This is a genomic window from Pseudomonas sp. SED1 (assembly GCF_034044025.1).
Taxonomy (GTDB): Bacteria; Pseudomonadota; Gammaproteobacteria; order Pseudomonadales; family Pseudomonadaceae; genus Aquipseudomonas.
In genome coordinates, this window is sequence record NZ_JAXCIS010000041.1 from 1 (window position 1) to 13,315 (window position 13,315).

The following is a 13,315-nucleotide window of genomic DNA, read 5'->3' on the forward strand; positions in this document are numbered from 1 at the left end:
ATCTACCGGGTCTACGTCCAACGACCATCTCACCTGGCGACCACTGGGCATTTGCTCCAGCGCAAGTAACCAGATGCTTAATAGACGATGCAGCGGGGCGCGGGCACTGGCTTGCAAGAGTAGCTGGGCACGGTAACGCCCGGCGCGACGTTCCATGGGGGCGGGCACCGGGCCGAGCAGTTCGATCCCGGTCAGACCCAGTCCCCCAAGCAAACGTTCAGCCTCGCTGCACGCTTCATCCAGGAAACCTTCAGCCTGCCCCGGCTTGTGCGCCTCGGCCCGCAGCAGCGCCAGATGCGCAAACGGCGGCAAGCCGGCCGAGCGGCGTTCGCTCAAGGCCTGCTCGGCGAAGGCAAAGTAACCTTGCTCTGTCAGTTGAATCAGCAATGGGTGGTCGGCCAGGTGTGTCTGGATGATCACCTTGCCTGGCTCTTCAGCCCGCCCGGCACGGCCTGCGACCTGCACGATCAGCTGTGCCATGCGTTCGCTGGCGCGGAAATCCCCGGAGAACAACCCGCCGTCGGCATCCAGGATCGACACCAGGGTCACCCGTGGGAAGTGATGCCCTTTGGCAAGCATCTGTGTGCCCACCAAAATGCACGGCTGGCCCTTCTGGATCGTGGCGAACAGCTGATTCATCGCGTCCTTGCGCGACGTACTGTCACGGTCGACCCGCAGCACCGGGTAATCCGGGAACAGAATGCCCAGCCGCTCCTCGGCGCGCTCGGTGCCTGCGCCCACCGGGCGCAAGTCGACCTTGCCGCACTGCGGGCAGTGACGTGGCACCCGTTCCACATGGCCGCAGTGATGGCAGCGCAGCTCGCCGGAACGCTGGTGGACGGTCATTCGCGCGTCGCAGCGCTTGCACTCGGACATCCAGCCGCAGTCGTGGCACAGCAACGTCGGCGCAAAACCCCGGCGGTTAAGGAACACCAGCACTTGCTGGCCCGCCGCGAGGGTTTGGCCGATGGCTTGTTGCATCGGCCCGGAAATACCGCTGTCCAGTGGACGACTTTTCACATCCAGGCGCAGGAAGCGTGGCTGCTTGGCGCCACCGGCGCGCTCGTTGAGGCGCAGCAGGCCGTAGCGCCCGGTGTAGGCGTTGTGCAGGCTTTCGAGGGAGGGCGTGGCCGAACCCAGCACAATCGGGATGTTTTCCTGGCGGGCGCGTACCAGCGCCAGGTCGCGGGCGTGGTAGCGCAGGCCTTCCTGCTGTTTATAGGAGCCGTCGTGTTCTTCGTCGATGATGATCAGCCCGGGATTTTTCATCGGCGTGAACAGCGCCGAGCGGGTACCAATAATAATGTCGGCCTCGCCGTCCCGGGCGGCAAGCCAGGATTCCAGGCGCTCGCGGTCGTTGACCGCCGAGTGCACCAGGGCGATGCGCGCGTTGAAGCGCTGCTCGAAGCGCGCCAGGGTTTGCGGGCCGAGGTTGATCTCGGGGATCAATACCAACGCCTGTTTGCCGGCCTCGAGGGTTTCGCGGATCAGTTGTAAATAGACTTCGGTCTTGCCGCTGCCGGTGACGCCCGCCAGCAGGAACGCGTGGAAGCTGTCGAAGCCGGCACGAATCGCTTCATAGGCGGCGCGTTGTTCCGGATTGAGCGGCAGCTCCGGCTGGGCCAGCCAGTGTTCGTGGCGTTCGCCGGGGGCGTGCTTGCGGATCTCCACTTGCACCAAGCCTTTGGCGAGTAGCAAATCCAGGCTGTCCTTACTCAGCATCAGCTTGCTTAACAGCTGATGGGCGACGCCGTGGGGATGCTGGGCCAGGGTTGCCAAAGCTTCACGCTGGCGCGGGGCGCGGGCGATGCGCGGGTCATCCATGCGCGCCCCGGGCACCATCGACCAGAAACGCTCCTGGCGCGCCTCGGCCAACTCGCCCTGGCGCAACAACACCGGCAGCGCCCAGCTCAAGGTGTCGCCCAGGCTGTGCTGGTAATACTGCGAGGTCCACAGGCACAGCTTGAACAGCGCGGGTGGCAGCGGCGGCGTGGCGTCGAGGATCGCCACGGCGGGCTTGAGCTTCTCGGCGGGCACTTCGCTGTGATCGGCGACTTCCACCAGAATGCCGATCATCTCCCGCCGGCCAAACGGCACGCGCACGCGCATGCCGGGCTGCAACTGCGACCGCAATACACCGGCAGGAGCCCGATAATCGAACAGGCGGCGCAGGGGCGAGGGCAGGGCGAGGCGCAAAATGGCGTCGGGCACGCGGGGGTTCTCATATGACGGGCGGCGAAGAAGGGCGGGAGCCTAGCAGACCGGCGGTGGATGTGGGAGCCGGGCTTGCCCGCGATAGTATCGACACAGTGCACCTGAGGCACCGCAGCGCCTGCATCGCGGGCAAGCCCGGCTCCCACAGGGTGTTGGGTATGCCGCGCTTTTCTGATGAAAGGGGCCGCAGTGCTTCTTGCGCGTTTAAAAAGGTCTGGTAGAATCCGCGGCCTAATTACGTGCGGTATTCAACAATAGTGTTGATTGGCGGCACGCTAGCCTGAGGAATACACCATGAAAGCCGATATCCATCCAAACTATGTTGCCATCGACGTTACCTGCAGCTGCGGTAACAAGTTTGAAACCCGTTCGACTTTCGGCAAAGCTCTGCCAATCGACGTGTGCAACGAGTGCCACCCGTTCTACACCGGTAAGCAGAAGACTCTGGATATTGGCGGCCGTGTTGATCGCTTCAAGACCCGTTTCGGTGCTTTCGGCGCAGCTAAAACTGCTGCTCCAGCTCCAGAAGCTGAGTAAGGCGATCGGCTTGAAAAGCCTGTTTGGCTTTTCTTTGTTGATAAAAAAGGCGCCCCTTGTGGGCGCCTTTTTTGTGTCTGCGATTTGGCTGGCGCCGGCCCAGGCCGAGGTGTTCTGCCCGGCGCCCGGCAATGTCGCTACCTTCGATGTGCAGCGAGTGGTGGATGGCGACACGGTGCGCCTCAAGGATGGCCGCAGCGTACGCATGATCGGCGTAAATGCCCCGGAAACCGGCAAGAAGGGACGCACTGACGAGCCTTTCGCCGTGGCCGCCCGCGAGCGCTTGCAAAGCCTGGTGGACGCGAACGGCGGGCGAGTTGGCGTGGTGCCTGGCCAGGAGAGCAAGGACCGTTACGGTCGCACCCTGGCCCATCTTTACGGCGCCAATGGCGCAAATCTGGAGGCGCAGTTGCTCGCCGAAGGCCTGGGTTTCCAGGTGGCAGTCGCGCCGAATGTGGAACTGGTCGCCTGCCAGCAAGCCGCCGAACGCAGCGCCCGGCAGGCCCGGTTGGGGGTGTGGCGCCAGTCGTCGGTGGTGGACGCGGCGAAGATCCGGCGCTCGGGCTTTGCCGTGGTCAGCGGCCAGGTGAGCAAAATCGAACGCAATCGCGGCGGCCTCTGGATTGAGTTGCGGGGCTCATTGGTATTACGCATTGCACCCAATCTGATGGCCACGTTCGACAGCACGCTGTTGAAGGGTTTGCAGGGTCAGTCCATCGAAGCGCGCGGCTGGGTGCAGGGCCGTTCCCGGCGCGGCGCCCTGAAAAATGACCAGGCACGCTGGCTGCTGCCACTGACTGATCCAAGCATGCTTCAGCGGGTGCCGTAAGAAAAAAATTGTAGACATTTTTTAGTGCGATTGTGAACAGTTGAGCCCTTGTATCCCGTGGCTCTTGGCCAAAAGTCGTAGGGCAGGGCTCTTGACACCTGTGACTGCCCAGTCTTGTAGGGACTTTGCGACACGCGTATCCTCGGCGGTCCGTCGACCAACAGTAAAAGCGGAATGCCGATATGTCTGATTTGAAAACTGCCGCTCTCGAATATCATGCCCATCCTCGTCCAGGAAAGCTGAGTGTAGAGCTCACCAAAGCCACTGCCACCGCCCGCGACCTGTCGCTGGCCTACAGCCCTGGCGTTGCCGAGCCCGTACGTGAAATCGCCCGGGATCCTGAACTGGCCTACAAGTACACCGGCAAAGGCAACCTGGTTGCAGTGATCTCTGATGGCACCGCGATCCTCGGCCTGGGTAACCTCGGCCCGTTGGCTTCCAAGCCAGTCATGGAAGGTAAAGGCGTGCTGTTCAAGCGCTTCGCCGGCATTGACGTATTCGACATCGAAGTTGATTCCGAAAGCCCGCAGGCTTTCATCGACACCGTAAAGCGCATCTCCATCACCTTCGGTGGCATCAACCTGGAAGACATCAAGGCACCTGAGTGCTTCGAGATCGAAAAGGCCCTGATCGAACAGTGCGACATCCCGGTATTTCACGATGACCAGCACGGCACCGCGATCGTTACCGCGGCCGGCATGATCAACGCCCTGGAAATCGCTGGCAAAACCCTCGGCGAAGCCAAGATTGTTTGCCTGGGCGCCGGCGCTGCGGCCATCTCCTGCATGAAGTTGATCGTGAGCATGGGCGCCAAGCTGGAAAACATCTACATGGTCGACAGCAAGGGCGTGATTCAGTCCGAGCGTACCGACCTGAACCAGTACAAGGCGATGTTCGCGCATCCGTCCTCCAAGCGTACACTGGCTGACGCCCTTGACGGTGCAGACGTGTTCGTTGGCCTGTCCGGCCCGAACCTGCTGAGCGCCGAAGGCCTCAAGTCCATGGCAGCCAACCCGATCGTGTTCGCGTGCTCCAACCCGGATCCGGAAATCTCCCCGGAACTGGCCCACGCCACCCGTGACGACGTGATCATGGCCACCGGCCGTTCGGACTACCCGAACCAGGTCAACAACGTACTGGGCTTCCCGTTCATCTTCCGTGGTGCCCTGGACGTTCGCGCCAAGCGCATCAACGAAGAGATGAAAGTAGCTGCGGCCAACGCCCTGCGCGAACTGGCCAAGCTGCCGGTGCCTCAGGATGTATGTGATGCCTACGGTGGTGCCAAACTGGAATTCGGTCGTGAGTACATCATCCCGAAACCAATGGACAAGCGCCTGATCACGCTGATCTCCGATGCCGTGGCTAAAGCTGCGATCGAGACCGGTGTGGCTACCCTGCCGTATCCGAAGAACTACCCGCTGCAAAGCGTGGACGATGTGTTCAACGGCTAAGCCGTTGTAGCGCACCAACAAAAAGCCCCGGCTCTTGCGAGTCGGGGCTTTTTTTGTGGCTGGCAATTAGCTCGAGCCTTGCGGTGATCCAAATGTGGGAGTGGGCTTGCCTCGCGAAGGCGGTGTGTCAGTCGGCCCATCTGAGCCTGATACTCCGCCTTCGCGAGGCAAGCCCGCTCCCACATTGGATCTGCGTCCATCCCGCGGGTCAGGGTTAGAACAAATCGATCGGTGCCGCCTCATCCGCCGGCAGCGGGCTGCCCGGTGCAACACCATTGCCCAACTCGTTGACCGACGGCGGCGTGTCCTCGCTCTTGAACAGCTCAAAGTACGCATTCGGCGTGCTCGGCGCTGCCGCACGACCGCTGACCGGGTCGATCCGCAAGCTGAGAATGCCTTCCGGCTCCGGCTGGGTATGCGGCGGCATATCCTTAAGCGCAGCACCCATGTAGCTCATCCAGATCGGCAGCGCGACGGTGCCGCCGAACTCCCGGCGACCGAGGCTTTCCGGCTGGTCGTAACCGGTCCATACCGTGGTCACGTAGTCGGCGTTGTAGCCCGAGAACCATGCATCCTTGGAGTCGTTGGTGGTACCGGTCTTGCCGGCGATGTCCGCGCGGCCCAAGGCCAGGGCGCGACGACCAGTCCCCTTCTTGATCACGTCTTCCAGGATGCTGTTGAGGATGTAGGTGGTGCGGCCATCCACAATACGTTCGGCCACGGCAGGCGCTTGCGGCGCGGCAGGTGCACCCGCTGCCGGGGCTTCGCCTGGTGTCGGCTCGATGGTGATGCCGCCGTTGGTCGGTGCTGCCTGGCCGTCAGTGGCTGCGACGCCATTGACCACGTCGCCCGGTACCCGTGGCGGGTTGGCGGTGAACAGGGTTTCGCCGTTACGGCTTTCGATCTTGTCGATCAGGTACGGCGTGATCTTGTAGCCGCCGTTGGCAAAGGTGCTCCAGCCGGTGGCGATTTCCATTGGCGTCAGCGTGGCGGTACCCAGTGCCAGGGACAGGTTGGGCGGCAGGTCCGACTTGTTGAAGCCGAAGCGGGTGATGTAGTCGATGGTTTTGCCGACGCCCATTGCCTGTAGCAGGCGGATCGACACCAGGTTACGCGACTTGTACAGCGCTTCGCGGACGCGGATCGGGCCGAGGAAGGTGTTGGTGTCGTTCTTCGGGCGCCAGACCTTGTCCAGGTACTCGTCGACAAACACGATCGGTGCATCGTTGACCAGGCTGGCGGCGGTGTAGCCGTTATCCAGGGCGGCGCTGTAGATGAACGGCTTGAAGCTGGAGCCCGGCTGGCGCTTGGCTTGGGTGGCGCGGTTGTAGTTGCTCTGCTCGAAGGCAAACCCGCCGACCAGGGCGCGAACCGCACCGTTCTGCGGGTCAAGGGACACCAGGGCGCCCTGTGCCACGGGCACCTGGCTGAATTTCAGACTGTCGTCTTTCTGGCGCTGCACACGAATCAGGTCGCCGACCTGGGCCACGTCCGACGGCTGCTTGGGCATCGCACCCATGCTGTTGGTGTTCAGGAACGGGCGGGCCCATTTCATGCTGTCCCACGACACATGTTCTTCGCCGGTGCGGGTCAGTACCTGCACGCCATCTTTCTTCACCTGGGTGACGATGGCGGGCTCAAGGCCGCTGATCGGGCGTTGTTTGCCCAGCTCAACGGTCCAGGCGCTGAGGGTCTTGCCCGGCAGGCGAGATTCGGGGCCGCGGTAGCCGTGACGCTGGTCGTAGGCGACCAGGCCATCGTGTACTGACTTGTTGGCGATTTCCTGCAGGTTGCTAGGAATCGTCGTGGTCACGCGGAAGCCTTCGGTGTACGCCTCGCTGCCATAACGGCCGACCATCTCGGCACGGGCCATTTCGGCGATATAAGGTGCGTTCACTTCCGGCGTCGGCACGTGATAGCTGGCGTTCAACGGCTCTGCCACGGCACTTTCGTACGCGGCCTGGTCGATTTTGCCCAGCTTGTACATGCGGCCCAGGATCCAGTCGCGGCGCTCTTTGCTGCGCGCCGGGTTGGCCAGCGGGTTGAAGCGCGAAGGCGCCTTGGGCAGGCCGGCAATCATCGCCATCTGCGCCAGGCTGGCGTCACGAATCGACTTGCCGTAGTAAACCTGGGAAGCCGCCTCGATGCCGTAGGCACGGTTGCCGAGGTAGATCTTGTTGACGTACAGCTCAAGGATCTCGTCCTTGGTCAGCTGACGTTCGATCTGCAACGCCAGGAGAATTTCCGTGGCCTTGCGGGAAAAGCTGCGTTCGCTGGTGAGGAAGAAGTTCTTCGCGACCTGCATGGTGATGGTGCTGCCACCGGACTGAATGTGTCCGCTTTTTACCAATTGCGTGGCGGCGCGCACCAGGCTGCTTGGGTCAACGCCATAGTGGTTGGCGAAATTATCGTCTTCAGCCGACAGCAGGGCGTTGATGAAATTGGGTGGAATGTCGGCGAAACGGATCGGGGTGCGGCGCATTTCGCCGAACTCCGCGATCAGTTTTTCATCGCTGCTGTAGACCCGCAAAGGAATCTGCAACTGGATACTTCTCAGGGCCTCTACGGAGGGCAAACCCGGACTAAGGTAGAGATAGGCCCCGCTGAGCACGAGCATCAGCCCGCAGACGATCGCGACAATGGAGTACCCGAAAAACTTCAGCAGACGAATCAAGGCTTTTGGATTTCCAAGGAAAAGAATGGGTTAGGCGTCGGGGCATGCACGGCAAGCGGTGGATCGGCCCGGCCAGCAGATAAACGCGGGAAAAAACGCTGGGCATTAAAGCATTTTTCGGCTTCGGGCGTCATTCGTGCCGCTCACACAAGCCGACCGAATGCAGGAAGCCTGGCAACAATCAGTCCATAAGACAGGGAAAGTTTTGGGGAGTTTTATGAGAAAGGGATTTTTCAGGCGAAAAGCCGATGCCGTCCTGGGTATCGACATCAATGACGCCGGCATCAAGCTGGTGGAACTGGAGGTTTCAGGCGTCGGCTACAGCGTCCGGGGTTACGCCACGCAGCAGTTGCCGGCCCATGCGGTGGTCGACAGCAGCGTGATGGACTTTGATGCCGTCGCACAGGCACTGTCCAGGGCGCTGGTACAGGCGCATACCTCGCTCCGACATGCCGCCGTCGCCGTCGCCGGGCCTTCGGTGATTACCCGTGTGCTCGAGATGGACGCAGGGCTCACTGAGGCTGAAATGGTGCGTCGAATCTACTCGGAAGCAGACCAGTACATTCCTTATCCGTTGGAGGATGTGGCCATCGACTTTCAGGTGCAGGGCCCTTCGTCCCGTGATCCTCAGTGCGTCGATGTGCTGCTTGTCGCCTGCCTCAAGGAACAGGTCGAGGCCCGTGAGGCGGTTTTGGCCCTGGCGGGCCTGGGGACGCGGATCGTGGATGTCGAAGCATTTGCATTGGCTCGCGCGGGCAGGCAGGCTTCGGACAGCATCACGCCGGGCCGTCGTGTCGATGGCGCGCAATGGGCCGTGGATGCCCAGGGAATGGGAGTGGCCTGCGGGTTGGCCCTGAGGAGTTTCGACTGATGACACGAATCAACCTGCTGCCGTGGCGCGCAGAACGGAATGAGCGGCGGCGCAAGTATTTTCTGGTGTTCTTGCTGGGTGCTGCGGCTGTGGCGCTGATTGCGGTGTGGCTGGCAGACCAGGTGATCGATCGCGCAATTGATCGGCAATTGGCCCGCAACAGCCAGTTGAGCCAGGGCGTGACCGGGCTCGACTCGCGAATGAAAGCGATCGACGAGCTGCATGAGCAACGCCAGCAGTTGATGGAGCGGATGAAAGTTGTGCAGGGTTTGCAGGACGACCGTTCGGCGGGTGCTCAGTTGCTGGATCAACTGGCCCGTGCCGTGCCGGAAGGTGTGCAATTGCGTGAAGTCAGCGTTGATGGTGGTTCTGTCTCGATCAGCGGCACTGCCGAATCGAACCAGGACGTTGCTCAGTTCATGCGTGGTCTCGAGGCTGCCGACGCCTTGCAGTCGCCCCGGCTTCAACGGGTTCGCGGCGCGCAAGCGGGCGACGGCAATGGCTTTCAGTTGACGGTTCGCCATGGTCATTCGGATGAGGCAGGCCAATGAGAGGGGCGTCAGGCCTGCCAAGGCTGACGGAACTCGACATCGCCCAGCTCTACCGAAACGCCGCCGACTGGCCGCTGCCGGGCAAGGCTTTGCTGGGTGGTGCGGTGGTTTGCCTGCTGTGGATAGCGGGCAACAGCTTCTACTTGAGCGGGGCGCGAGAGCAATTGCGCCAGCTGGAAGTGCAGGAAGTGGCGCTTGAGCAGCAGGTTGCGTTAAAGACCGTCCAGGTTGCCGGGATGGAGTCTCAGGCCCGCGACCTCAGCACGATGCAAGGCCGTTTGACCAACCTTTTGCGGCAGCTGCCTGCCGAGACCGAAGTGCCCGGCCTGCTTGAAGACATTGGCCGCCTGAGTGCAACCAATGGCTTGGTGCTGGAAGCCATCGACCTGCTGGATGACCAGCCTCGCACCCTGTACATCGAGTCGCCCATGCAGATAGGTGTCACCGGAGCCTTTCACGATCTGGCGGCGTTCATCAACGGCATGGCGGGCATGCCAAGGATTATCACGGTGCATGACTTGGCGTTCAGCCACGTTGATCCCTCAGGGTTGCGCCTCAGCCTGGTGGCGAAGACTTATCGCTACAACCATCAAGCGGGTGATGATCTGGAGGCTGATTTGCACCCACCGTCGCCGGCGCTCGCCGAGCCAGTTGCCTACGATTTTTCATCCTTGCGCGATCCTTTTCAGTCGCCCTCTCGTCAGATGGTGCGGCCCGCTGGGCGACCGGCCGCGGGACCTGATTTCGCCAGGCCGCGCGGAGTCCTTGAAAGCGTCGCCCTGGATCAGTTTGAAATGGTTGGAACCTTGTCCCTTGGTACACAAACCTTCGTGCTGCTGCGCGGCGCGTCGTCTGTCTATCGGTTGGCAATCGGCGATTACCTGGGGCCGGACCACGGGCGCATCACGGCAATCCACGACTCCCATGTCGAACTGGCCGAGCTTTTTCCGGATGGCCAGGGCGCTTGGCTGGAACGCTCGCAAACCCTTGCACTGAACGTGAACTCATAACGGAAACAAACAATGAAAAGGACTTTTTCGTCCTTCGGTGTGGCGCTATGGATAGCGTTCACGGCACCGATGGTCATCGCTGTGCCCAATCGAATCGACCTGATTCACCTGCCGCCACCTGGTAATACGCCCCTGAGTACCGAGCGCGTGGCATTTACCGGTGACAAGCTGTCCCTCAACTTCCAGAACATCGAACTGCGCGCGGTGTTGCAGCAGATTGCCGACGTTGCCGGCCTCAACCTGGTGGCCAGCGACGACGTGCAGGGTTCGATCACCTTGCGCCTCAAGGACGTGCCTTGGGATCAGGCGCTGGATCTGGTGCTGCAAACCAAGGGGCTGGATAAACGTGTGACGGCCAATGTGCTGCTGGTCGCGCCGGCCGAGGAGTTGGCCGCCCGCGAGTTGCTGGTGCTGGAGTCGCGCAAGCAAATGACCGAGCTGGCACCGCTGCGACGTGAGCTGCTGCAAGTGAATTACGCCAAGGCTTCGGACCTGGCCAAGCTGTTTCAGTCGGCCGTGGGCCTGGAAGGTGCCACCGATGAGCGCGGCTCGGTGGCGGTGGATGATCGCACCAACAACATCATCGCCTACCAGACCCAGGAGCGGCTGGAGGAGCTGCGCAAGATTGTGGCGCAACTGGATATTCCGGTAAGGCAGGTGATGATCGAGGCTCGGATCGTTGAGGCCAATGTGGATTACGACAAAAGCCTTGGCGTGCGCTGGGGTGGGCAGGTCAATCGGGGTAACTGGAGTGCTGGCGGGATCAGGAAACCGCTGGCCGAAGGCGCCGAGCCGCCTGAAAACCCGCCCAGCTCGCCGTTTGTGGACCTGGGTACGGTCAACGGCAGCGCCGGCCTGGGCATCGCCTTTATCACCGACAACCTGTTGCTGGACCTGGAGCTCACCGCCATGGAAAAAACCGGTAACGGTGAAATCGTCTCGCAGCCCAAGGTCGTCACTTCCGACAAGGAAACCGCACGAATCCTCAAGGGCACCGAGATTCCCTACCAGGAATCCAGCTCCACCGGTGCTACCTCGGTGTCATTCAAGGAAGCCTCGCTATCACTGGAAGTGACCCCGCAAATCACCCCGGACGGCTGGGTGAACATGGAGGTCAAGGTCACCAAGGACGAGCCTGACTACCTGAACAAACTCAATGACGTGCCGCCGATCAAGAAAAACGAGGTTAACGCCAAGGTGCTGGTGAGGGACGGCGAGACCATCGTGATTGGTGGAGTTTTCTCCAATACTCAAAGCAAAGTGGTAGATAAAGTGCCATTTTTGGGCGATGTGCCGTATCTTGGCCGCCTTTTCCGGCGGGATGTGGTTTCGGAGAAAAAATCCGAGCTGCTGGTGTTCCTGACTCCGCGTATTATGAATAACCAGGCGATTGCTGTGAGTCGTTGATTCTGTGCGAAATTTGATTCTTGTTGGACCGATGGGGGCTGGAAAAAGCACCATCGGCCGTTTGCTGGCCAAAGAGCTGCGCCTGCCATTCAAAGACTCCGATAAGGAAATTGAATTGCGCACGGGCGCCAATATCCCGTGGATCTTCGATAAGGAAGGCGAACTGGGCTTTCGCGACCGCGAGCAGGCGATGATTGCCGAGCTGTGTGGCTGTGACGGCGTGGTATTGGCCACCGGCGGCGGCGCGGTGATGCGTGATGAGAATCGTCGGGCACTGCATGCCGGAGGTCGCGTGGTTTATCTGCACGCTTCTGTCGAACAGCAGGTGGGCCGCACCGCTCGCGATCGCAATCGCCCGTTGTTGCGTACCGCCGACCCGGCAAAAACCCTGCGGGACCTGCTGACGCTGCGCGATCCGCTGTATCGGGAAATCGCCGATCTGGTGGTGGAAACCGATGAGCGGCCGCCACGAATGGTCGTTCTCGACATTCTTGAGCGCCTGGCGCAGTTGCCACCCCGTTAAAGCCAGAGCCGAAATGCGCTATTCTCGGCGGCGCGTCATGACCGTCCGAGTTGTGGCGTAGAGCCATCAGGCAGCGTCAGATCCCGACGTTGCCGACAACGTTAACGTAGGGCAATACGCCTGCTTTCATCTTCAACGCGGGGACACATGCAGACACTTAAGGTCGATCTTGGCGAGCGCAGCTACCCGATCCATATTGGCGAAGGTTTGTTGGACCAGCCCGAGTTGCTTGCCCCGCATATTGCCGGGCGGCAAGTGGCGATCATCTCCAATGAAACGGTCGCGCCGCTGTATCTTGAGCGTCTGAGCCGCAGCCTCGCGGCGTATTCGGTGATCTCGGTGGTGTTGCCCGACGGCGAGGCCTTCAAGACCTGGGAAACCCTGCAACTGATCTTTGATGGCCTGCTGACTGCCCGTCATGACCGTCGCACCACCGTAGTAGCGCTGGGTGGCGGAGTGATCGGCGACATGGCCGGCTTCGCGGCCGCCTGCTACCAGCGCGGCGTGGACTTTATCCAGGTACCGACCACGTTGCTGTCCCAGGTCGATTCGTCGGTGGGCGGCAAGACCGGCATCAACCACCCGCTGGGCAAGAACATGGTCGGTGCGTTCTATCAGCCGAATGTGGTGCTGATTGACACCGCCACCCTCAACACCCTGCCGCCCCGAGAGCTGTCGGCGGGCCTGGCGGAAGTCATCAAGTACGGCCTTATCTGCGACGAGCCGTTCCTGACCTGGCTTGAAGAGCATGTCGACGCCCTGCGCTCCCTCGACCAGGTGGCGCTGACCGAAGCGATTTCCCGCTCCTGCGCTGCCAAGGCGTTGGTGGTGAATGCCGACGAACGTGAGTCGGGCGTACGCGCTACGTTGAACCTTGGCCACACCTTCGGCCATGCGATCGAGACTCACATGGGCTATGGTGTGTGGTTGCATGGAGAGGCCGTAGCGGCTGGCACGGTGATGGCATTGGAGATGTCGCAACGCCTGGGCTGGATCAGCGCCCAGGAGCGTGATCGCGGGATCCGCCTGTTCCAGCGCGCCGGGTTGCCGGTCATTCCTCCTGAAGAGATGACTGAGGCAGATTTTCTCGAACATATGGCAATAGACAAGAAAGTGATCGACGGTCGACTGCGACTGGTGCTGTTGCGCCGAATGGGCGAAGCGGTGGTGACCGACGATTATCCGAAAGAGATTTTACAGGCCACGCTGGGAGCGGATTACCGCGCCCTGGCCCAGCTTAAAGGTTAA

General features: G+C 61.4%; 11 protein-coding genes. 9 read left to right on the plus strand and 2 right to left on the minus strand.

Going from position 1 to position 13,315, the window contains the following annotated elements; all coding sequences use genetic code 11:
* On the minus strand, window positions 1-2,211 hold a 2,211-nt coding region (locus tag SNL23_RS04745), incomplete at its 3' end, for a primosomal protein N' (RefSeq protein WP_318301747.1).
* 297 nt (window positions 2,212-2,508) lie between these two features.
* Here SNL23_RS04745 and rpmE point away from each other — a divergent pair.
* The 3 genes from rpmE (at window position 2,509) to SNL23_RS04760 (ending at window position 5,031) form a co-directional block, all read left to right on the plus strand.
* The gene (gene rpmE / locus SNL23_RS04750) at window positions 2,509-2,751 is read left to right on the plus strand and encodes a 50S ribosomal protein L31 (RefSeq protein WP_076018081.1); all 243 of its coding nucleotides are present in this window, start codon (window positions 2,509-2,511) and stop codon (window positions 2,749-2,751) included.
* Window positions 2,752-2,824: 73 nt separating this feature from the next.
* A complete protein-coding gene (locus tag SNL23_RS04755; RefSeq protein ID WP_442969513.1) occupies window positions 2,825-3,580 on the plus strand; it encodes a thermonuclease family protein in 756 nt (251 codons plus the stop codon).
* A 182-nt stretch (window positions 3,581-3,762) separates the two neighbouring features.
* Window positions 3,763-5,031 carry a malic enzyme-like NAD(P)-binding protein gene (locus tag SNL23_RS04760; protein WP_076018080.1) on the plus strand — a complete coding sequence of 423 codons (1,269 nt, stop codon included), beginning with the start codon at window positions 3,763-3,765 and terminating at the stop codon, window positions 5,029-5,031.
* 214 nt (window positions 5,032-5,245) lie between these two features.
* Here the strand turns inward: SNL23_RS04760 and SNL23_RS04765 are convergent, their stop codons facing one another.
* The gene (locus tag SNL23_RS04765; protein ID WP_412104157.1) at window positions 5,246-7,702 is read right to left on the minus strand and encodes a penicillin-binding protein 1A; all 2,457 of its coding nucleotides are present in this window, start codon (window positions 7,700-7,702) and stop codon (window positions 5,246-5,248) included.
* Window positions 7,703-7,922: 220 nt separating this feature from the next.
* On the opposite strand from SNL23_RS04765, the gene pilM reads away from it, so the two are divergent.
* The 6 genes from pilM to aroB all read left to right on the plus strand — a co-directional run bounded on the left by pilM (window position 7,923) and on the right by aroB (window position 13,315).
* The gene (gene pilM, locus SNL23_RS04770; protein WP_076015526.1) at window positions 7,923-8,576 is read left to right on the plus strand and encodes a type IV pilus biogenesis protein PilM; all 654 of its coding nucleotides are present in this window, start codon (window positions 7,923-7,925) and stop codon (window positions 8,574-8,576) included.
* Window positions 8,576-9,127, plus strand: coding sequence for a PilN domain-containing protein (locus SNL23_RS04775; RefSeq protein WP_076015443.1), 552 nt, complete (start codon window positions 8,576-8,578; stop codon window positions 9,125-9,127). Before pilM ends, SNL23_RS04775 begins: the two co-directional genes overlap by 1 nt.
* A complete protein-coding gene (locus tag SNL23_RS04780; RefSeq protein WP_318301750.1) occupies window positions 9,124-10,137 on the plus strand; it encodes a pilus assembly protein PilP in 1,014 nt (337 codons plus the stop codon). The genes SNL23_RS04775 and SNL23_RS04780 overlap by 4 nt, the downstream gene beginning before the upstream one ends.
* A gap of 69 nt (window positions 10,138-10,206) precedes the next feature.
* The gene (locus SNL23_RS04785; RefSeq protein ID WP_318301769.1) at window positions 10,207-11,544 is read left to right on the plus strand and encodes a type IV pilus secretin PilQ; all 1,338 of its coding nucleotides are present in this window, start codon (window positions 10,207-10,209) and stop codon (window positions 11,542-11,544) included.
* 4 nt (window positions 11,545-11,548) lie between these two features.
* Window positions 11,549-12,067 (plus strand): shikimate kinase AroK, encoded by a 519-nt coding sequence (gene aroK / locus SNL23_RS04790; protein ID WP_003209345.1) that lies wholly within the window; start codon window positions 11,549-11,551, stop codon window positions 12,065-12,067.
* A 147-nt stretch (window positions 12,068-12,214) separates the two neighbouring features.
* Entirely contained in the window at window positions 12,215-13,315 is a 1,101-nt protein-coding gene (gene aroB, locus SNL23_RS04795; protein ID WP_167662966.1) for a 3-dehydroquinate synthase, read from the plus strand.

Coding starts and splice junctions, on each gene's coding strand:
- rpmE (WP_076018081.1), top strand. CDS start 2,509: ATGAAAGCCGATATCCATCCAAACTATGTTGCCATCGACGTTACCTGC.
- SNL23_RS04760 (WP_076018080.1), top strand. CDS start 3,763: ATGTCTGATTTGAAAACTGCCGCTCTCGAATATCATGCCCATCCTCGT.
- pilM (WP_076015526.1), top strand. CDS start 7,923: ATGAGAAAGGGATTTTTCAGGCGAAAAGCCGATGCCGTCCTGGGTATC.
- SNL23_RS04775 (WP_076015443.1), top strand. CDS start 8,576: ATGACACGAATCAACCTGCTGCCGTGGCGCGCAGAACGGAATGAGCGG.
- SNL23_RS04780 (WP_318301750.1), top strand. CDS start 9,124: ATGAGAGGGGCGTCAGGCCTGCCAAGGCTGACGGAACTCGACATCGCC.
- SNL23_RS04785 (WP_318301769.1), top strand. CDS start 10,207: ATGGTCATCGCTGTGCCCAATCGAATCGACCTGATTCACCTGCCGCCA.
- aroB (WP_167662966.1), top strand. CDS start 12,215: ATGCAGACACTTAAGGTCGATCTTGGCGAGCGCAGCTACCCGATCCAT.